This window comes from Streptomyces sp. NPDC059092, assembly GCF_042756365.1.
Lineage (GTDB): Bacteria > Actinomycetota > Actinomycetes > Streptomycetales > Streptomycetaceae > Streptomyces.
Genome location: NZ_JBHZEJ010000012.1, coordinates 63283 through 83045 on the forward strand (window position 1 = coordinate 63283; position 19763 = coordinate 83045).

The 19763-nt window shown below is 69.4% G+C and carries 15 protein-coding genes; 9 read left to right on the plus strand and 6 right to left on the minus strand.

Going from position 1 to position 19763, the window contains the following annotated elements:
• Positions 1-253 precede the first annotated feature (253 nt).
• Positions 254-2551, minus strand: a complete 2298-nt coding sequence (locus tag ACFXPL_RS10300) for a (Fe-S)-binding protein (RefSeq protein WP_384915581.1) — start codon at positions 2549-2551, stop codon at positions 254-256.
• 66 nt (positions 2552-2617) lie between these two features.
• Positions 2618-3220, minus strand: a complete 603-nt coding sequence (locus ACFXPL_RS10305; protein ID WP_384915584.1) for a sugar transferase — start codon at positions 3218-3220, stop codon at positions 2618-2620.
• Between the two features lie 225 nt (positions 3221-3445).
• Between ACFXPL_RS10305 and dnaK the strand changes: the two genes are divergently transcribed.
• From dnaK to ACFXPL_RS10325, 4 genes are all read left to right on the plus strand, one after another.
• Positions 3446-5299, plus strand: coding sequence for a molecular chaperone DnaK (dnaK, locus tag ACFXPL_RS10310; RefSeq protein ID WP_329824214.1), 1854 nt, complete (start codon positions 3446-3448; stop codon positions 5297-5299).
• On the plus strand, positions 5296-5952 hold the full coding sequence (grpE, locus tag ACFXPL_RS10315) for a nucleotide exchange factor GrpE (protein ID WP_384915588.1): 657 nt from the start codon (positions 5296-5298) through the stop codon (positions 5950-5952). The genes dnaK and grpE overlap by 4 nt, the downstream gene beginning before the upstream one ends.
• A gap of 111 nt (positions 5953-6063) precedes the next feature.
• The gene (gene dnaJ / locus ACFXPL_RS10320; RefSeq protein ID WP_384915591.1) at positions 6064-7263 is read left to right on the plus strand and encodes a molecular chaperone DnaJ; all 1200 of its coding nucleotides are present in this window, start codon (positions 6064-6066) and stop codon (positions 7261-7263) included.
• Between the two features lie 4 nt (positions 7264-7267).
• A complete protein-coding gene (locus ACFXPL_RS10325; RefSeq protein ID WP_384915594.1) occupies positions 7268-7747 on the plus strand; it encodes a heat shock protein transcriptional repressor HspR in 480 nt (159 codons plus the stop codon).
• Positions 7748-7901: 154 nt separating this feature from the next.
• Here the strand turns inward: ACFXPL_RS10325 and ACFXPL_RS10330 are convergent, their stop codons facing one another.
• From ACFXPL_RS10330 to ACFXPL_RS10340, 3 genes are all read right to left on the minus strand, one after another.
• A complete protein-coding gene (locus tag ACFXPL_RS10330; protein WP_384915597.1) occupies positions 7902-8879 on the minus strand; it encodes a LuxR C-terminal-related transcriptional regulator in 978 nt (325 codons plus the stop codon).
• A 294-nt stretch (positions 8880-9173) separates the two neighbouring features.
• On the minus strand, positions 9174-10184 hold the full coding sequence (locus ACFXPL_RS10335) for a helix-turn-helix transcriptional regulator (protein WP_384915600.1): 1011 nt from the start codon (positions 10182-10184) through the stop codon (positions 9174-9176).
• Positions 10185-10342: 158 nt separating this feature from the next.
• Complete coding sequence (locus ACFXPL_RS10340) at positions 10343-10579, minus strand: hypothetical protein (protein ID WP_384915603.1); 237 nt, start codon at positions 10577-10579, stop codon at positions 10343-10345.
• A gap of 3 nt (positions 10580-10582) precedes the next feature.
• On the opposite strand from ACFXPL_RS10340, the gene ACFXPL_RS10345 reads away from it, so the two are divergent.
• The 5 genes from ACFXPL_RS10345 (at position 10583) to ACFXPL_RS10365 (ending at position 16691) form a co-directional block, all read left to right on the plus strand.
• The gene (locus ACFXPL_RS10345; protein ID WP_384915605.1) at positions 10583-10909 is read left to right on the plus strand and encodes a (2Fe-2S)-binding protein; all 327 of its coding nucleotides are present in this window, start codon (positions 10583-10585) and stop codon (positions 10907-10909) included.
• Between the two features lie 558 nt (positions 10910-11467).
• Positions 11468-14083 (plus strand): ATP-dependent chaperone ClpB, encoded by a 2616-nt coding sequence (clpB, locus tag ACFXPL_RS10350; protein ID WP_384915608.1) that lies wholly within the window; start codon positions 11468-11470, stop codon positions 14081-14083.
• A gap of 146 nt (positions 14084-14229) precedes the next feature.
• Positions 14230-15513 carry an ATP/GTP-binding protein gene (locus tag ACFXPL_RS10355; RefSeq protein ID WP_384915610.1) on the plus strand — a complete coding sequence of 428 codons (1284 nt, stop codon included), beginning with the start codon at positions 14230-14232 and terminating at the stop codon, positions 15511-15513.
• Between the two features lie 221 nt (positions 15514-15734).
• Complete coding sequence (locus ACFXPL_RS10360; protein WP_384915613.1) at positions 15735-16082, plus strand: RloB family protein; 348 nt, start codon at positions 15735-15737, stop codon at positions 16080-16082.
• 81 nt (positions 16083-16163) lie between these two features.
• Positions 16164-16691, plus strand: coding sequence for a YbjN domain-containing protein (locus tag ACFXPL_RS10365; protein ID WP_384915616.1), 528 nt, complete (start codon positions 16164-16166; stop codon positions 16689-16691).
• Positions 16692-16785: 94 nt separating this feature from the next.
• On the opposite strand, the gene ACFXPL_RS10370 is transcribed toward ACFXPL_RS10365, so the two are convergent.
• Entirely contained in the window at positions 16786-19539 is a 2754-nt protein-coding gene (locus ACFXPL_RS10370; RefSeq protein ID WP_384915619.1) for an MMPL family transporter, read from the minus strand.
• Between the last annotated feature and the right edge of the window lie 224 nt (positions 19540-19763).

Here is a 19763-nt window from a genome sequence, read left to right on the forward strand (position 1 = left end):
TGACGGAGACGGCGGCGGTGGCGTGCTCGACGCGCCGGTCGCGCCGGACGCCGTCGGACCGGACGGCCCGCCGTCCGGCGGCGATCCCGGCCCGCCGCACGCCGCCGCCAGCCCTATGAGGCAGACGAGACCCGCAAGACGGACCAGAGGAGCACGGACGGGCCCACCGGCCACCGGAGGTGTCAGCATGGCCAGTTGGACCCGTCCCGTCCCCGGATGGTTGTGCTCGCCCCGCACAGGGCGGGGGACGGCCCTACTTCGCCGGTTCGGGCTCCGGGTCCGGCGTGTTCTCCCGCTCCTCCGCCGGCTCCGGGTCCGCCGGTGTCCGTACCGAGTCGAGCAGCAACTGCGCCACGTCCACGACCTGGAGCGATTCCTTGGCCTGGCCGCCCGCGGCGGAGCCGCTGTCGGACGCCGCCTTCTTGCCGTTGACGGAGTCCGTCAGCATCACCAGGCAGAACGGGCAGGCCGTCGAGATGATGTCCGGGTTGAGCGAAAGGGCCTCGTCCACCCGCTCGTTGTTGACGCGCTTGCCGATGCGCTCCTCCATCCACATCCGCGCGCCGCCCGCGCCGCAGCAGAAGCCGCGTTCCTTGTGGCGGTGCATCTCCTGCTGGCGCAGGCCGGGGACGGCGGACATGATCTCGCGCGGCGGCGTGTAGACCTTGTTGTGCCGGCCCAGGTAGCAGGGGTCGTGGTACGTGATCAGTCCCTCGACCGGTGTCACCGGCACCAGCCTGCCCTCGTCCACGAGGTGCTGGAGCAACTGCGTGTGGTGGATGACCTCGTACTCGCCGCCGAGCTGCGGGTACTCGTTGGCGATCGTGTTGAAGCAGTGCGGGCAGGTCGCGACGATCTTCTTCGACGTCTTCGGCTTCTTCGTCGACGCGTCGTCGTCGTCCTCGCCGTACGCCATGTTCAGCATCGCCACGTTCTCCTGGCCGAGCTGCTGGAACAGCGGCTCGTTGCCGAGACGGCGGGCCGAGTCGCCCGTGCACTTCTCGTCGCCGCCCATGATGGCGAACTTGACGCCCGCGATGTGCAGCAGCTCCGCGAAGGCCTTCGTGGTCTTCTTTGCGCGGTCCTCCAGGGCGCCGGCGCATCCCACCCAGTAGAGGTAGTCGACCTCGGACAGGTCCTCGACGTCCTTACCGACGACCGGTACCGCGAAGTCGACCTCCTTCGTCCACTCCAGGCGCTGCTTCTTGGCCAGCCCCCAGGGGTTGCCCTTCTTCTCCAGGTTCTTGAGCATCGTCCCGGCCTCGCTCGGGAAGGCGCTCTCGATCATCACCTGGTAGCGGCGCATGTCGACGATGTGGTCGATGTGCTCGATGTCGACCGGGCACTGCTCCACGCACGCACCGCAGGTGGTGCACGACCACAGCACGTCCGGGTCGATGACGCCGTTCTCCTCCAGCGTCCCGATCAGCGGGCGCTCGGCCTCCGCGAGGGCCGCCGCGGGCACCCCGGCGAGCTGCTCCTCGGACGCCTTCTCCTCGCCCTCCACGGTCTTGCCGCCGCCGGCCAGCAGATACGGCGCCTTGGCGTGCGCGTGGTCGCGCAGCGACATGATCAGCAGCTTCGGGGAGAGCGGCTTGCCGGTGTTCCAGGCGGGGCACTGCGACTGGCAGCGCCCGCACTCCGTACACGTGGAGAAGTCGAGGATGCCCTTCCAGCTGAACTGCTCGACCTGGCTGACCCCGAACACCGCGTCCTCGGCCGGGTCCTCCCAGTCGATCGCCTCGCCGCCGCTGGTCATCGGCGGCAGCGCGCCGAGGGCCGTGGAGCCGTCCGCCTCGCGCTTGAACCAGATGTTGGGGAAGGCGAGGAAGCGGTGCCAGGCGACGCCCATGTTGGTGTTGAGGCCGACGGTGATCGCCCAGGCCATGGTCGTACCGAGCTTGATCATGGCGGCGAGGTAGACCAGGTTCTGCAGGGTGGCGAGGCTCAGTCCGCCGAACGCGGCGACCAGGGGGTACGAGACGAAGTACGCCGCCTCGTAGTGGCCGACGCCGTGGATCGCGCCCTCCAGGCCGCGCAGCGTGAGGATCGCGAGGCCGATCACCAGGATCACGTACTCGACGAAGTACGCCTGGCCCAGCTTGGAGCCGGTGAAGCGCGACTTGCGGCCCGCGCGCGAGGGCAGGCTCGCCAGCCGGACACCCATCAGGACGAGGATGCCGACCGTCGTCGCCAGGGCGATGAACTCGGTGTACATCTCGTACGGCAGCCAGCCGCCCAGCACCGGGAGGACGAAGTCCGCCTGGAAGAGCTGGCAGTACGCGGTGATGATCGTCAGCCCGAGGGTGAGGAAGCCGACCGCGACGAACCAGTGGGCGACGCCGACGACCCCCCACCGGTTCATCCGGGTGTGGCCGACGAACTCCTTGGCCAGGGTGAGGCTGCGCTGCTTCGGGTCGTCGGTGCGGCTCCCCTCGGGCACCGGCCGGCCGAGTCGGACGAACCGGTAGATCTGCGCGACGGCGCGGCCGATGAGCGCGACACCGACCACGGTCAGGACCAGCGACACGATGATCGCGGCGAGTTGCATGCGGGGCTCCTCGGGCCTGCGAGGGTGGGTGACTCAGCACTCATACTGATCGTACTAAGCGGTAACTTAATCAGCTCGTGCTGAGGGTACCCACTTATTCCGTCGCAATGTAGCCGTGGGGCCGGTGATCTGTGTCGCTGAGGCGACCCTGACCGCGGGGACCAGTGCGCCGGGCGTACGGGCGAGGATCGCCAGGTCGAGGCCGATCCAGCGGTGCTCCACGTAGTGCTGGTCGAGCAGGGGCGTCTCGTCCCACGGCAGCGCGGAGCGGCGCCGTACCTGTGCGAGCCCGGTCAGGCCGGGCCGTACGAGCTGCCGCCAGGGTGCCGCCGCGGCGGGGGAGCCGAGCTTCAGGGGCGCGGGCCCGACCAGTGAGAGGTGGCCGCGTACGACATGGGGCAGCCGGGAGAGCAGGTCGAGGCGGAAGCGGCGGGTGCGCAGGGAACTCAGGAGGAAGGGGTGTCCGTTGAGTCCAGTGCGGTAGTCGCGTACGAGAACGCCGCCGGCCGGGCGGGTGAGCGCGACGGTGAGCGCGGCGGCGGCGAGGACGGGCGAGGCCAGGAGCAGCAGGGCCGAGCCGAGGGACAGGTCCAGCAGCCGCTTGGGTTCGAGGTGTTCCCGCCGGAGCCGTTCCAGGCGCGGGAAGGTCCACGGGGCATGTCGCTTCATGGCCGCATCTGACCGTCCTCTGAGCGATTTATGGCTTTTGTCGGGGAACGATCGCATGCTGGGGCGGTGCGGGTCCGGTAGGCGCCCCGAGGGAGCCGCCGGTCAGAGGTCCCCGGAGAGGCGGGCGCACAATAATTGAGTCCCCTCGGCTCAGGTCCTTTGACTCCACGGAATCTGTCATGCATCCTTGAGCCTGTTCCACTCAAGTCACCTGGAGGAATCGAAATGGCACGTGCGGTCGGCATCGACCTGGGCACGACTAACTCCGTCGTCAGCGTTCTCGAAGGCGGCGAGCCCACCGTCATCACCAACGCAGAGGGCGCCAGGACCACGCCGTCCGTCGTCGCCTTCGCCAAGAACGGCGAGGTGCTCGTCGGCGAGGTCGCGAAGCGCCAGGCGGTCACGAACGTCGACAGGACCATCCGGTCGGTCAAGCGCCACATGGGCACCGACTGGAAGATCAACCTGGACGGCAAGGACTTCAACCCGCAGCAGATGTCGGCCTTCGTGCTGCAGAAGCTGAAGCGGGACGCCGAGGCGTACCTGGGCGAGAAGGTCACCGACGCGGTGATCACCGTCCCGGCGTACTTCAACGACTCGGAGCGCCAGGCCACCAAGGAGGCCGGTGAGATCGCGGGCCTGAACGTCCTGCGTATCGTCAACGAGCCGACGGCCGCCGCGCTGGCCTACGGGCTCGACAAGGACGACCAGACCATCCTGGTCTTCGACCTCGGTGGCGGCACGTTCGACGTCTCGCTGCTGGAGATCGGTGACGGCGTCGTCGAGGTGAAGGCCACCAACGGTGACAACCACCTCGGTGGTGACGACTGGGACCAGCGCCTCGTCGACTTCCTGGTGAAGCAGTTCGCCAACGGTCACGGCGTTGACCTGGCCAAGGACAAGATGGCTCTCCAGCGTCTCCGCGAGGCCGCGGAGAAGGCGAAGATCGAGCTGTCGTCCTCCACCGAGACCACGATCAACCTCCCGTACATCACGGCGTCCGCCGAGGGCCCGCTGCACCTGGACGAGAAGGTCACCCGCTCCCAGTTCCAGCAGCTCACGGCCGACCTGCTGGACCGGTGCAAGACCCCGTTCCACAACGTCATCAAGGACGCTGGCATCCAGCTCTCCGAGATCGACCACGTGGTGCTCGTCGGTGGTTCGACGCGTATGCCCGCCGTGGCCGAGCTGGTCAAGGAGCTGACCGGTGGCCGCGAGGCCAACAAGGGCGTCAACCCGGACGAGGTCGTCGCCATCGGCGCCGTGCTCCAGGCCGGTGTCCTGAAGGGTGAGGTCAAGGACGTCCTGCTCCTCGACGTCACCCCGCTGTCCCTGGGTATCGAGACCAAGGGCGGCATCATGACCAAGCTCATCGAGCGGAACACGACGATTCCGACGAAGCGCTCGGAGATCTTCACGACGGCCGAGGACAACCAGCCGTCCGTGCAGATCCAGGTCTACCAGGGCGAGCGCGAGATCGCCGCGTACAACAAGAAGCTCGGTATGTTCGAGCTGACCGGTCTGCCGCCCGCGCCGCGTGGCGTGCCGCAGATCGAGGTCGCCTTCGACATCGACGCCAACGGCATCATGCACGTGGCCGCGAAGGACCTCGGCACCGGCAAGGAGCAGAAGATGACCGTCACCGGTGGCTCCTCGCTGCCGAAGGACGAGGTCAACCGGATGCGCGAAGAGGCCGAGCAGTACGCGGACGAGGACCACCGCCGCCGCGAGGCCGCGGAGACCCGCAACCAGGCCGAGCAGCTCGTCTACCAGACGGAGAAGTTCCTCAAGGACAACGAGGAGAAGGTTCCCGGCGAGATCAAGACCGAGGTCGAGGCCTCGATCGCCGATCTCAAGGAGAAGCTCAAGGGCGAGGACACCGCCGAGATCCGTACCGCCACGGAGAAGGTCGCGGCCGTCTCGCAGAAGCTCGGACAGGCGATGTACGCGGACGCCCAGGCGTCCGGTGCGGCCGGTCCCGAGGGTGCGGCCGGCGAAGGCCAGGCCAAGCCCGAGGACGACGTCGTGGACGCCGAGATCGTCGACGACGAGAAGCCCAGGAAGGACGGTGCGGCGTGACCGAGGAGACCCCGGGCTTCGAGGAGAAGCCCGATGTCCCCTCCGGCGCCGACGACGCCACGCCGAAGGCCGCCGAGCCGGACTCCGCCCAGGAGTCCGGGCCGGCGGCCCCCGCCGGGGACATCCAGGACGCGGCTCTGCTGGCCCAGCTCGACCAGGTCCGTACGGCGCTCGGCGAGCGCACGGGGGACCTCCAGCGGCTCCAGGCCGAATACCAGAACTACCGCAGGCGCGTGGAGCGGGACCGTGTCTCCGTCAAGGAGATCGCGGTCGCGAACCTGCTGACCGAACTGCTGCCCGTGCTCGACGACATCGGCCGGGCGCGTGACCACGACGAACTGGTCGGCGGCTTCAAGTCCGTCGCCGAGTCGCTGGAAGCGGTCACGGTCAAGCTGGGTCTCCAGCAGTTCGGTACGGAGGGCGAGCCCTTCGACCCGATGATCCACGAGGCCCTGATGCACTCGTATGCGCCGGACGTCACGGAGACGACGTGCGTCGCGATCCTCCAGCCCGGGTATCGGTTCGGCGAGCGGACCATCAGGCCCGCCCGGGTCGCGGTGGCCGAGCCACAGCCGGGCGGCAAGACCAAGTCCGCGGAGGAGCAGGCGGATTCGGCCGATGACAGGGAGAACGGTGGCCCCGACGAGGGCTGACGGGAAGAACACACCGGCCACGGCCGGCGCGCGAAGCGCCGGCCGGGCGCCGGACACAGGTGACGCGGTGACCGGCGGTGCCGGTGCGGGCGGAGAGGAGGGACGTCGAGGATGAGCACGAAGGACTTCGTGGAGAAGGACTACTACAAGGTTCTCGGCGTTCCCAAGGACGCCACCGAGGCCGAGATCAAGAAGGCGTACCGGAAGCTCGCCCGCGAGTTCCACCCGGACGCCAACAAGGGCGACGCCAAGGCGGAGGAGCGCTTCAAGGAGATCTCCGAGGCGAACGACGTCCTCGGTGACCCCAAGCGGCGCAAGGAGTACGACGAGGCGCGCTCGCTCTTCGGCAACGGCGGATTCCGCCCGGGGCCCGGCGCGGGCGGCAACGGCTCGTTCAACTTCGACCTCGGTGACCTCTTCGGCGGCGGCCAGGGCGGCACGCAGGGCGGCCCCGCCGGGGCCGGCGGGGCCGGCGGCTTCGGCGGCGGGCTCGGGGACGTCTTCGGCGGGCTGTTCAACCGCGGCGGCCCCGGCACCCGTACGCAGCCGCGCCGCGGCCAGGACATCGACACCGAAGTGACGCTCAGCTTCACGGAGGCCGTCGACGGGGCCACGGTCCCGCTGCGGATGTCCAGCCAGGCGCCCTGCAAGGCGTGTTCGGGCACCGGCGACAAGAACGGCTCACCACGGGTCTGCCCGACCTGTGTGGGCACCGGGCAGGTGTCGCGCGGCTCGGGCGGCGGGTTCTCGCTGACCGACCCGTGCGTGGACTGCAAGGGGCGCGGGCTGATCGCCCAGGACCCGTGCGACGTGTGCAAGGGCAGCGGGCGTGCCAGGTCCTCGCGGACCATGCAGGTCCGGATCCCGACGGGCGTCAGCGACGGCCAGCGGATCAGGCTGCGCGGCAAGGGCGCTCCCGGCGAGCGCGGCGGCCCGAGCGGCGACCTGTACGTCGTCGTCCATGTCGACGCGCACCCGGTCTTCGGCCGCAGGGACGACAACCTCACCATCACCGTGCCCGTCACCTTCACGGAGGCGGCGCTCGGCGGCGAGGTGCGGGTGCCCACGCTGGGTGGCCCGCCGGTCACGCTGAAACTGCCCCCGGGCACCCCCAACGGCCGTACGATGCGGGCCCGTGGCAAGGGCGCCGTCCGCAAGGACGGCACCCGCGGCGACCTGCTGGTCACCGTCGAGGTGGTCGTGCCCAAGGACCTCGGCGGCCAGGCGCGCGACGCGCTGGAGGCGTACCGGAAGGCGACCGTGGACGAGAACCCGCGGGCGGAGCTGTTCCAGGCGGCGAAGGGAGCTTGACCCGATGGACAGGGACGGGCGGCGGCGGCCGTCCTCATCGTTCGGCAGGGCGGCGTACACGCTGACCGAGGAGACGCCGGTGTACGTCATCTCGGTGGCGGCCCAGCTCTCCGGGCTGCACCCGCAGACGCTCAGGCAGTACGACCGTCTCGGTCTGGTCTCCCCGGACCGTACGGCGGGCCGCGGGCGCCGCTACTCGGCCCGTGACATCGAACTGCTCCGGCAGGTGCAGCAGCTCTCGCAGGACGAGGGCATCAACCTGGCCGGGATCAAGCGCATCATCGAACTGGAGAACCAGGTCGCCGCGCTCCAGGCCAGGGTCGCCGAGCTGTCGTCCGCGGTGGACGGCGCGGCGGCGGCGATGCGGCAGCGCGAGGCGCAGGTGCACGCCTCGTACCGCCGGGACCTGGTGCCGTACCAGGACGTGCAGCAGACGAGCGCGCTGGTGGTCTGGCGCCCGAAGCCCACGCGCCCGACGGACTGACCTCGTTCACGGTCGCCGACCCACGGACCGACCTCGTTCACGGTCGCCGAACCCGTTCACCGTCGCCGACCACTTCCACCGTCGCAGGACGCCCGGCGGGGATCTCCCCGCCGGGCGTTCCCGTGTGCGGGGCGTCCGGCCGTCCTGGGCGCGGTCAGCCCAGCTTGCGTTCCTCGGCGGCGGCCTCGGACCCCCACCACACCCCGAGCGAGAACAGCGTGTCCACACCGACGACCTCGTACAGCTTGTTCAGGTCGGTGTTGACGGTGCGCAGGCTGACGTCCAGCTCGCTGGCGATCTGCTTGAGGGTGCGGCCCTCACGGAGCTTGTTGAGGATGCGCCGGGAGCGCCCCGTCGTGACGATGCCCTCCCGCGACCGGAAACGGCCGCCCATCCAGGGCTCGGCACGCTCCCATTGCTGCTCGAAGAGGTGGTGGAGGAAAGCCACCATGCCGGGGTGCGTCACTTTGAACGCGGTCATTCTGTTCGGCTCGTCCCGGTGGTCGGAAATGATGGCGAATCTTCTGTCCACGAGGATCATTCGCTCGAAATCGGAGGCGAGGGTACGTATCTCCGCGCCGTGCGCGGACATGGTGGTGGCCCACTCCTGTTCCGCCGCACGGGTGCGGGCCGCTTCCGAATAGATCGTGCGGCGGGTGATGCCGCGCTGGAGGAGCTTGATCTCGCGGGGGACGACCGCGGCGAGCCCTTCCGGCCTTCGGTTCACCGGATGTGCCGTATACATGTGGGATTGCGCGTAATCCGCTGCCTGCATGATGGCGGCATTGACGTGTTCGACCCGGTCGAGAAACTCGATTCCGTTACCGGTGGGCGATTCGTGCGTGCGCATGTCGCGGTACAGCTCGTCGAGCTGGTGCATGCGCTGGAGGTGGCGGGCGATGCCGGCGCGCTCCTCGGCCATGGCCGTCTGCTCGGCGTGGTGCAGGTCGGCGACGCCCCACCGGTCGGAGTGCGGGTCGTGCACGGCCAGCCCGAGGCCGATCAGCTCGGTGCAGCCCGGCTCGGCCCGCTCGACCTGCTCGCCCCGGACGAGCCGGCGCAGCAGGGTGTGCGCCCCCGCCGACACAGCGGGCGACGGTTCTCTGTGGGTCACCGCGTCCGGTTGTGTCATATGTCCCTCCTGCGTGGTTCCGCAGTGCTGCACGGTTCCGCAGTGCGCATCTGTGCAGTCAAATTTCGCTTGATCCGGGCAGGCCTGAGTCGGCACTCTACAGAGAGTGACCGAGGTCATCGCCGAGTTCTCGCCGTGCTGGAGCGTTATTTCGGCGTCCGGTTCAGGGAATTCGAGCCGATTCGGGCTGATTCAGATGGCGCGTTCCCTCTCTGTGTTCACGGTCTCCGTGTTCGCGGTGGTTTTCGATGTGGGCGGTACGGAGCGAGGTAAGAGGTGTTTCGAAATGCCGGGTCAGCGCTCCTCGTCCACGATTCCCGAGTGCGCGATCAGATAGCCGAGCTGCGCTCTGCTGCCGCTGCCGAGCGTGGTGGCGAGTTTGGCGATGTGCGCGCGGCAGGTCCGTACGTTCATCCCCAGGCGCCGGGCTATGGCCTCGTCCACATACCCCTCGATGAGCAGTTTCGCGATCGACCGCTGGACGCCGGAGACACCGTCGGGCGTCGGTTCGTACGGGACCTGTTCGGTGAGGGGGACGGCGCGTCTCCAGAGCTGTTCGAAGACCTGGGCCAGGTAGTCGACGAGCGCCGGGTGGCGCAGTTCCAGGGCGACCGCGTGGTCGGAGCGCGCCGGGATGTACGCGACGGTGCGGTCGAAGATGATCAGCCGCTCGACCAGCTCCTCCAGCGTCCGGATCTCGACGTTCCCCTCGGCGAGCCGTTCGGCGTAGGCGAGCGTGCCCTGGCCGTGCCGGACGGTGTGCTGGTACAGGGTGCGGATGCTGACGCCGCGGTCCACCACGAGCCGGCCGCGCTCCAGACCCTGTTCGAGCGCGTCGGCGCTGCGGACGCCCCCTGGCTGGACGGTGAGGACCTCGGTCCTGCACGCGGCCGTGGCGAGGTCGATCGCCGCGTTGATGCGGCCCTTGCCCTCCAGGACCGTGATCGCGTGGGCGCTCGGCGGCCCCTGCGAGGCGATGGCCATGAACGGCTCGAAAGCGTCGGTGAGCGCGACCGCGAAGTGCCGGCGCTCCTGGATCTCCCGCTCGATGGGGTTGAGACGTTGGGAGAGCGCGGCCGACGGCGGAACCGGTCGCAGCCAGTCCGGATCGTCCGGGTCCGGTTGGAGGAGCGGGAACTCCATGAGACAGGGGGCCGCCGCGACCTCGCTCCGCGCGAGGCGCCCGGAGCGTAGTGCGCTGGCGTAAAGCTGCCTGCCGTCTTCACATAGATCAGTGACGGCATGGGGATGTGTCGGCTTTGTGATGGTTTCGGTCAAATCTCCACCCCTCAGGGTCCTGAACATGCAGGAACATGATGCCTCGTCCCGGTGGTGTTGACGTGTCCGAATGAGACATCGTCTAGATGGCGGGGGAGAGGAATCCATCAAGTGAGGACGAAGCCGACTATGTATAAGAGAATGCTTCGCGCGGTGGTTGCCACTGCTTTCTCTGCGGCTCTGGCCTACGGTGCGCTGGGTGTTGCCGGGGAGATCTCCTGGACCAGCGCTCCGGCCGGTTCGGCCGGCCAGACCACCGCGGCGGGGGAGATCTCCTGGACCAGCGCTCCGGCCGGAACCGTCGTCCGGGCCGCGGGCGCCGGGGAGATGACCACGGAGGAGATTTCGTGGACGGTGGCGCCGAAGTCCGCTTCGGGTGACGCCGGCGACATCGAGTGGGGCAGTACCCCGGCCGGCATCACGGCATGACCGTCCCGCCGGACGATCGGGTCTTCCGGCGCGAGATGGCCACGGCGTACCGATCGGGGTGGCACTTCATCGATCTGGTCACGGCCATTCCCCACCGAGGAGACTCGTTGATGGTCACTCTCTACGGAGAGCCGATCGTCGTCGTGCGTGAGCAGGACGAGGACGTACGTGCCTACCGCTGCCTCCGCCGGCCGCGCGGGGCTCCACGCCCGGTCCGCTGCGCCATCCGCTACGACATGATCTTCGTCAACCTCGACCAGCGTGACCATCAGCTGGTCGGAGCAACACAACAGACCACCCTCGCCACCCCCCGCAGTGCCTGAACGATTCCCCCGTCGTTTCAAATCGTTCAGGCGCTTCCCCCACACAACGGCGCCATCGTGGACCTGAAACACGATGGCGCCGTTGTGCTGCCCGGACGCTCCGGGCCCCCGGCCGGCCCTCCCTGTGGCCCCCGGCGGCCCCTCTGTACCCCCTCAAGGCCCGGCACCCGGTGGCCCCCCGGCCGGGCCCGACGTGGGTTTCCGGGGTTGGTCGCGGGGGGCCCACCCCGGGTGGTAGCGCCGGCCCCCCAGAAAAAAAAAGGGTGAGGGCCGATTTTCCGGGCTCGGCTCAGGCTTGAGTGGCATAGACTCAACTTTGCGTAGGTTCTTGCTGTCAGGGATGCGGTGGAACGGCTGAGACCGGAGCGGCGTTTTCCCGTACCCGTAAGGAATCCCGAACCCGCAAGGGAATCGCGAACCCGCAAGGGATCGCGAGGGAATCACCTACGGGGTTACATGCGGGATCCCGTACGGGGTTACGTACGGAATCACGTGAGGATCACGTAAGGGATCCCGCAAGAACACGCGCAGAACTCGTGCAAGGAGGAGAGGGCCCACGTGGACGCCGAGCTGACCAACAAGAGCCGGGATGCGATCAACTCCGCCACCAGTCGGGCGGTGGCGGCGGGGCATCCCGATCTGACCCCCGCGCATCTGCTGCTCGCGCTGCTGGAGGGCCAGGACAACGAGAACGTCACCGACCTGCTCGCCGCCGTCGAGGCCGACCAGGCGGCCGTACGGGCGGCCACCGAGCGGCTGCTCGCCGCCCAGCCCAGCGTCACCGGATCGACCGTCGCGCCCCCGCAGCCCAACCGCGACCTGCTCGCCGTCATCGCCGACGCGGGCCGCCGGGCGAAGGAACTGGGCGACGACTACCTCTCCACCGAGCACCTGCTCATCGGCGTCGCCGCCAAGGGCGGCCCGGCGGGGGAGATACTGGCCCAGCAGGGGGCAGCCGCAGACCGGCTCCTGGACGCGTTCGAAAAGGCAAGGGGAGGGCGCCGGGTGACCACACCCGACCCGGAGGGCCAGTACAAGGCCCTGGAGAAGTTCGGCACCGATTTCACCGCGGCGGCCCGCGACGGCAAACTCGACCCGGTCATCGGCCGGGACCAGGAGATCCGGCGCGTGGTGCAGGTGCTGTCGCGCCGTACGAAGAACAACCCGGTCCTCATCGGCGAACCGGGCGTCGGCAAGACGGCCGTCGTCGAAGGGCTCGCGCAGCGCATCGTCAAGGGCGATGTGCCGGAGTCGCTCAAGAACAAGCGGCTGGTCTCGCTGGACCTCGGCGCGATGGTCGCGGGCGCCAAGTACCGCGGCGAGTTCGAGGAACGCCTCAAGACCGTCCTCTCCGAGATCAAGGAGAGCGACGGACAGATCATCACCTTCATCGACGAGCTGCACACCGTCGTCGGCGCGGGCGCCGGCGGCGACTCCTCGATGGACGCGGGCAACATGCTCAAGCCGATGCTGGCCCGCGGCGAGCTGCGCATGGTCGGCGCGACCACGCTGGACGAGTACCGCGAGCGGATCGAGAAGGACGCCGCCCTGGAACGCCGCTTCCAGCAGGTTCTGGTCGCCGAGCCGACCGTCGAGGACACCATCGCGATCCTGCGTGGCCTCAAGGGCCGTTACGAGGCCCACCACAAGGTGCAGATCGCGGACGCGGCCCTGGTGGCCGCCGCGACCCTCTCCGACCGCTACATCACCTCGCGCTTCCTCCCCGACAAGGCCATCGACCTCGTCGACGAGGCCGCGTCCCGGCTCCGTATGGAGATCGACTCCTCACCGGTCGAGATCGACGAGCTCCAGCGCTCCGTGGACCGCCTCCGCATGGAGGAGCTGGCCCTCAAGAACGAGTCCGACCCCGCCTCCAAGCAGCGCCTGGAGAAGCTGCGCCGCGACCTCGCCGACCGCGAGGAGGAGCTGCGCGGCCTCACCGCCCGCTGGGAGAAGGAGAAGGAAGGCCTGAACCGGGTCGGCGAGCTGAAGGAACGCCTCGACGACCTGCGCGGCCAGGCCGAACGCGCGCAGCGCGACGGCGACTTCGACACCGCCTCCAAGATGCTGTACGGCGAGATCCCCAACCTGGAGCGCGAGCTGGAGGCCGCCGCGGAGGCCGAGCAGGAGGCCGCCAAGGACACCATGGTCAAGGAGGAGGTCGGCCCGGACGACATCGCCGACGTCGTCGGCTCCTGGACCGGCATCCCCGCGGGCCGGCTGCTGGAGGGCGAGACGCAGAAGCTGCTGCGCATGGAGCAGGAGCTGGGCAGGCGGCTGATCGGCCAGAGCGAGGCGGTCCAGGCCGTCTCCGACGCCGTACGCCGCACCCGCGCCGGCATCGCGGACCCGGACCGGCCCACCGGCTCGTTCCTCTTCCTCGGCCCGACGGGCGTGGGCAAGACCGAACTGGCCAAGGCCCTCGCGGACTTCCTCTTCGACGACGAGCGGGCCATGGTCCGCATCGACATGAGCGAGTACGGCGAGAAGCACTCCGTGGCCCGCCTGGTCGGCGCGCCCCCCGGCTACGTCGGCTACGAGGAGGGCGGCCAGCTCACCGAGGCGGTACGGCGGCGCCCGTACTCCGTGGTCCTCCTGGACGAGGTCGAGAAGGCCCACCCCGAGGTCTTCGACGTCCTGCTCCAGGTCCTGGACGACGGCCGCCTCACCGACGGCCAGGGGCGGACGGTCGACTTCCGCAACACCATCCTGATCCTGACGTCGAACCTGGGCAGCCAGTACCTGGTCGACCCGACGATCACCCCGGAACGCAAGAAGGAACAGGTCCTCCAGACCGTACGGGCCTCCTTCAAGCCGGAATTCCTCAACCGCCTGGACGACCTGGTGGTCTTCTCCGCCCTCTCCCAGGACGAACTCGCCCACATCGCGGGCCTCCAGATCGACCGCCTCGCCAAACGCCTCGCGGAACGCCGCCTCACCCTGGTGGTCACCCCGGAGGCCCTCACCTGGCTGGCGGAAGAGGGCAACGACCCGGCCTACGGCGCCCGCCCGCTGCGCCGCCTGGTCCAGACGGCGATCGGCGACCAGCTCGCGAAGGAGATCCTGGCGGGCGACATCACGGACGGCGACACGGTCCGGGTCGACCGCGTCGGCGACAGCCTGATGGTGGGCCGGGGCGCGGCGGAGCCGCCGTCCTTGGCGAAGACGCTGTAGGGCTCTGGGGATCAGGGGCTCGGCAGGCCCGTCACCCGCTCGGGTGGCGGGCCTGTCCACGTTCGTGGGCACGCACTAACATGCCAGTGCATCCACATATCGCGATTCACTTGTTCACAAGGCGCTTCAAGGGGGTGGCACTCTTCATGTTGCTCAGCTTCCGTGTCGCCAACCACGGCTCCCTGCGCGAGCCGCAGGAGCTGAACTTCGCCCCGGTGTACGAGGGCGATCGGCCGGCGGTTCCGGTGGCGGCGATTTTCGGGGCCAATGCCTCGGGCAAGTCCACCGTGGTGGACGCGTTCGACTTCTTCACGTCAGCGGTGAAGGAGTCGCAGGCCCGCTGGCTGCCGAACGCCCTGGTACCGCGCCGCCCCTTCCTGCTCGACCGCGGGAGCAGGGCCGAGCCGTCGTCGTACGCCGCGGACTTCCTGGCGAAGGGGGTGCGGTACGTGTACGGCTTCAGCGTCACGGACGCGGAGGTGGTCGAGGAGTGGCTGTACGCCTACCCCAAGGCCCGTAAGCGCGTCCTCTTCGAACGGGCCGGTATGTCCATGACGTACGGGGCCTCGCTCACCGGCGAGCGGATGGCCGTCGAGCGGACGATGCGGCCGAACAGCCTCTACCTCTCGGCCGGTGCCCAGTCCGCGCACCCGCAGCTCGGGGACGTGTGGCAGGCATTGGACGGGATGGTCATGGGGGATGCCAATCGGCAGGTGGCGACCCAGATCGGCACGGCGACGGTCGCTCTGTACAAGGAACTAGAAGATGAGGGGCTGCCGCTCAGGGCAGATGTTCTGGCGGCAGCCGACCTGGGCGTGCACGATGTGCGGACCGGCGCGACAGCCCGTGAGGATTCTGTTTCGATCCGGAGGGTGCCGGCCGAGCAGCACGGGGAGCCGCCGGAAGGCTTCGAGGCCACCAGGGCGGAGTCGCTCGAATTCGTCCACCGGGTAGGGGGCGAGGATTTCGTGCTGCCGGTGGAGGTCGAGTCGGCGGGCACCAAGACCTGGCTCACCCTGGTGACCACGGCGCTCGCGTGCCTCTTCATCGGACGCCCCCTGTGGGTCGACGAGATCGATGTCAGCCTCCATCCCCTGCTCACCGCCAAGCTCCTCACGCTCTTCCAGAACCCGGAGCTGAACCCGCTCGGCGCCCAGCTCATCTTCACCACGCACGACGCGTCGCTCCTCGGCACGATGCTCGGCGATCAGGTGCTCCGCCGTGACCAGGTCTGGTTTGTCGAGAGGAGCGCCGCGACGGGTGCCTCGGAGCTCTATCCGCTCAGCGACTTCAAGCCGCGCAAGGGCGAGAACTTCGAGCGCCGCTATCTGGCGGGCAGCTACGGCGCCGTACCGCTCCTGCCGGAGACGGCCTTCGAGGACATGCTCAAGAAACACTGGGGGACTCATGGCGAAGGCGTTTCCGCGTGAGGGGTCGGGCCGGCGGCGCGGTCCGGTCCGGCGGTCCTCGCGGACGCTGCTGGTCGTGTGCGGCAGCAAGGAGACCGAGCGCCAGTACCTCCAGGGGTTACGTGATCATCTCCGTAACCCCGCGGTCTCCGTCGTCGTGCGCGGCAAGGCGTGCTCCCCGACGCAGCTCATCGCCCTACGCGCGCGGTCAGCGGGACCTGAACCGGGGCGGGTACGACGAGGTGTGGTGTGTCTTCGACGTCGACGAGTATCCCGATGTGGCCACTGCGGCCGACGCCGCCCGACGGCACGGCATCAAGGTCGCCGTCTCCAACCCCTGCTTCGAGCTGTGGCTGCTGCTCCATTTCACCGACCACCACGCGTTTGTCGACACGTACCGCAAACTTCTGCCACTGCTCCAGAAGCATGTCGCCGGCTACGACAAGACGCGCGTCGAGTTCGCAAAGTACCGCGACGTGGTGGGCCGGGCGGCGGAACGGGCGCGGAAGCTGGACCCCACCGGCGCCGCACACGCCCGTAACCCCTCCACGGGGGTGTGGCAGCTCACGGACCGCATGACGAATCCATGACCCGTGCGGACGCGGATGGGCTTGCCAGGGACCGCCCGGGATGGGAGAGGATGGCAGGAACCGTACGAAGGGAAATACACGGTGAGCATCGACCCGTCCTCGATTCCGAATTTCGGGGGACAGCCCCAACCGCAGGGTGAAGGACCGGCGGGCCCCGTCGTCCCCGACCAGGATCTGGTCAAGCAGCTCCTGGAACAGATGGAGCTGAAGTACGTCGTCGACGACGAGGGTGACCTCGCGGCTCCGTGGGAGGAGTTCCGTACGTACTTCATGTTCCGTGGCGAGGAGGACCAGCAGGTCTTCTCGGTGCGGACGTTCTACGACCGGCCGCACCCCATCGCGGACAAGTCCAAGATCCTCGACGCGATCGACGACTGGAACCGCCGCACGCTCTGGCCCAAGGTCTACAGCCACATCCACGAGGAGGGCGACGGGCCGCCCACTGTGCGGCTCATCGGCGAGGCCCAGATGCTGATCGGCATGGGCGTCAGCCTGGAGCACTTCGTGTCGTCGACGGTGAGCTGGGTGCGCGCCTCGATCGAGTTCGACAAGTGGCTCGTCGAGCAGTTCGGCCTGGAGCCCGGGGACGAGAAGCCCGAGGACGTCTGAACCGGCTCTCCGCGCCGCGTCTCGAACAGCCCGGCCACGGTGCCGTGATCACTACGATCACGGCCCTCGGCCGGGCTGTTTCCGTTCCCGAAGGTCAGTGGTCGCGGTCGGCCTTCCTGACCTGGCCGGGCAGTATGAAGGGGTCGATCAGCCAGCCGATTCCCAGCAGTCCGACCGTGCAGAGGTAGAGCACCCCGCGGCGGGTCCTCCCGAGGTAGAAGTGGTGCGCGCCGAACAGGCCGAGGGGGAACCACCAGAGGTAGGCGATCCCGACCGACGCCCGGCGGTGGCCCGCCGGCGGCTCCGCTGGTGCCACTGCGGACGCCTCCGTCCGCGTCTCCGTCCGCGTCTCCGCCTCCGTCCGCGCCTCCGTCTCCGTGCGCGTCTCCGTCCGTACTTCCGTCCGTACGTCCGTATCCGCCTGGGGTTCGGTCAGGACCGGGGTGGCTGTGGGGCGCGGCGGTTCGGGGCGCCGGTTCCGGTGGACCGGCAGCGGCTCCGTCCGTACCGGTACCGGTACCGGTGTGCGGACCTGCGCCTGAGGCTCCGCGTGTGCCGGTACCCGGGCCGGCGTGCGGGCCGGTTCCGGCTGCCGTGCGGGCGTCGGTACCGTCGCCGGGAGCACCGTCTCGTTGAGGCCGATGTGGCGGTGGAGCCGCTTGAGCGGGGCCGGGGCCCACCAGTTGGCGCGGCCCAGCAGGGTCATGACGGCGGGGACGAGGACACACCGTACGACCGTGGCGTCGATGGCCACAGCCGTGGCCAGGCCGAGGCCCAGTTGCTGGACCGAGCCCATGCGGCTGGTGACGAAGCAGCCGAAGACGATGACCATCAGCAGTCCGGCCGAGGTGATGATCCGGCCCGAGTGCTGGAGGCCGCGCCGTACCGCGACGTCGGTTCCGAGGCCCTCGGCCACGTACTCCTTGATGCGGCCGAGCAGGAACACCTCGTAGTCCATCGAGAGGCCGAACGCGAAGGCGAAGACGCACACGACGGTGAAGGGGCTGAAGCCGTCGACGGTCAGCAGACCGAGCGGGTCGGCGAGGAAGCCGTGCTGGAAGACCAGGCTCATCAGGCCGAATGTCGCCCCGAGGGAGAGTGTGTTCATGGCGACGGCGGTGAGGGGCACGACGACGGAGCCGGTCATCGCGAAGAGCAGGACGACCATCGCGAGGAGCGTGACCGCGATCGCCAGCGGGAGCCGGTCCGCGATCTGCCGGAGTACGTCGTCGAGGCCCGCCGCGTCGCCGGTGACCCACGACCGGCCACCGTCGGGGCGGTCGGCGCGGATGGTGTGGACCAGGTCCCGGGCCGTGGCGCCCTCGGGGTCGCCGGTGGTGTCGATGCCGACGGTCGCCAGCCCAGGACCGGCCTCCTGCGCCGGGTGGACGCGGGTGACACCGGGCGTGTCCGTCCAGCGCCGCGCCCAGTCGTCGAGGGCCGCGGCATCGGTCCTGGCGACGACCGTGAGGGTCGGAACCGTCGGCAGGCCGAACCGGTCGGCGAGCTGATCGGAGACCCGTACGGACTCCAGGGTCCTGGGGAGCGCTCCGGTGTCGTTGAGATGCAGCGACATCGACAGCACGGGGAGGCTCGCGGCGACCAGGGCCACGGCTGCGACCAGCATGGTGGTCAGCGGACGGCGCTGTACGCGGCGAGCGAGCCCGGCGAAGACGCCTGTCTCGGCGGAAGCGGCCCGCTCGTCCGGCCCCGGCCCCGGCCCCGGCCCCGGTGCTCCAGCCCCCGCTCGCGGTATACGGGGTCGAGCCCCACCGCTCCGCGTCCGCTGCTTCGCGGGCTTGATCCGGTTGCGGGCGAAGCCGACCAGCGCCGCCGTCAGCGTCAGCGCCACCAGCATCGACGCCAGCGCGATCGCGACACCGGCCGCACCGAGCGCCGCCAGCTCGGGGATGTCGAACATGAGCAGCCCGGTCAGCGCCGCGGCCACCGTCAGGGCACTGAAGGCGATGGTGCGTCCCGCCGTCGCCCAGGAGCGGCTCAACGCTGCCTCCGGAGTGAAACCGGCCCCCAGCTCCTCGCGGTAGCGGGCGACGAGCAGCAGCCCGTAGTCGATGGACAGACCCATCCCGAGGAGCGTCACCACCGTCACCGCGTCCGAAGTGATCGACGTGAACCGGGTGATGAGCAGCAGAATCGTCATCGAGGACGCGATCGACACGACCGCGCCGAGCACCGGCAGCCCCGCCGCGATCACACCGCCGAAGATGAACACCAGCACCACCAGCGTGATCGGCAGCGACAGCGACTCCGCGCCGGACAGATCCCCGGACGCCTGCTCCGTGAGCTGCTTCTCCATCGCCGGTTCGCCGCCGACGGTCACCCGGGCGCCGGCCTGGCCGCTGTCCACGAGGGTCGCGGCGAAACGGTGCAGGGTGTCGGTGAGCGCGTCGACCGCGGTGGCCTCCGCGTCTTCGTCCAGCTGGGACAGGGTGATCTGGACGAGCAGACCTGCCTCGTCCTTGGCCGTCAGTATCGCGGCCTCGGCCGCGGGCATCCCCGCGTCGTACGGGGTGACCACCGCGGCCACCCCGTGCACCCGCTGGAGCGTGCCGGCGAGCGACTTCACGCCCTCCCGTACCGCCGGCGCGGCCGTATCGACGCCGTCGACGACACCGATGACGACGCCGCCGTGATCGCTTCCCTCTTCGAGTACGGCACCGGCCTGGACCGATTCCATGGACGACGACCCACCGCCGCCCGCGATCGAGCTGAACACGGGCCCCGCGCTCAGGACGCCCACGGCGACCGCGGCCGCCCAGATCAGCAGCACCTGCCAACGGTGCCGGAAGCACCAGTGCCCCGTACGGGCGATAAGTCCCTCAGCCATGATTGTTTTGACCGTCTCTCATTCACTCTGCGCGGCGCGACCGACGGCCTGCCGATCTTGAGCCGGGTAATGCTCCAGATCCTGCTGCGGTTCGGGGCGCCGGACCATGGGAGCACCAGCAGAGTGCGGGGTGGGGGTATCCCCCCGGGCGACTGGCTGTCCAGCCCCCCGCCGGTGCCCTGACCTGTGCGGCGGGAGTGCGAGCGCGGGGCGGGGCGCCCTGG

What these genes read in the sequence shown, in the direction of transcription:
- ACFXPL_RS10300 (WP_384915581.1), bottom strand. Translation starts at nt 2,551, where the DNA reads ATGCAACTCGCCGCGATCATCGTGTCGCTGGTCCTGACCGTGGTCGGT.
- ACFXPL_RS10305 (WP_384915584.1), bottom strand. Translation starts at nt 3,220, where the DNA reads ATGAAGCGACATGCCCCGTGGACCTTCCCGCGCCTGGAACGGCTCCGG.
- dnaK (WP_329824214.1), top strand. Translation starts at nt 3,446, where the DNA reads ATGGCACGTGCGGTCGGCATCGACCTGGGCACGACTAACTCCGTCGTC.
- dnaJ (WP_384915591.1), top strand. Translation starts at nt 6,064, where the DNA reads ATGAGCACGAAGGACTTCGTGGAGAAGGACTACTACAAGGTTCTCGGC.
- ACFXPL_RS10325 (WP_384915594.1), top strand. Translation starts at nt 7,268, where the DNA reads ATGGACAGGGACGGGCGGCGGCGGCCGTCCTCATCGTTCGGCAGGGCG.
- ACFXPL_RS10330 (WP_384915597.1), bottom strand. Translation starts at nt 8,879, where the DNA reads ATGACACAACCGGACGCGGTGACCCACAGAGAACCGTCGCCCGCTGTG.
- ACFXPL_RS10335 (WP_384915600.1), bottom strand. Translation starts at nt 10,184, where the DNA reads ATGTTCAGGACCCTGAGGGGTGGAGATTTGACCGAAACCATCACAAAG.
- ACFXPL_RS10345 (WP_384915605.1), top strand. Translation starts at nt 10,583, where the DNA reads ATGACCGTCCCGCCGGACGATCGGGTCTTCCGGCGCGAGATGGCCACG.
- ACFXPL_RS10355 (WP_384915610.1), top strand. Translation starts at nt 14,230, where the DNA reads ATGTTGCTCAGCTTCCGTGTCGCCAACCACGGCTCCCTGCGCGAGCCG.
- ACFXPL_RS10370 (WP_384915619.1), bottom strand. Translation starts at nt 19,539, where the DNA reads ATGGCTGAGGGACTTATCGCCCGTACGGGGCACTGGTGCTTCCGGCAC.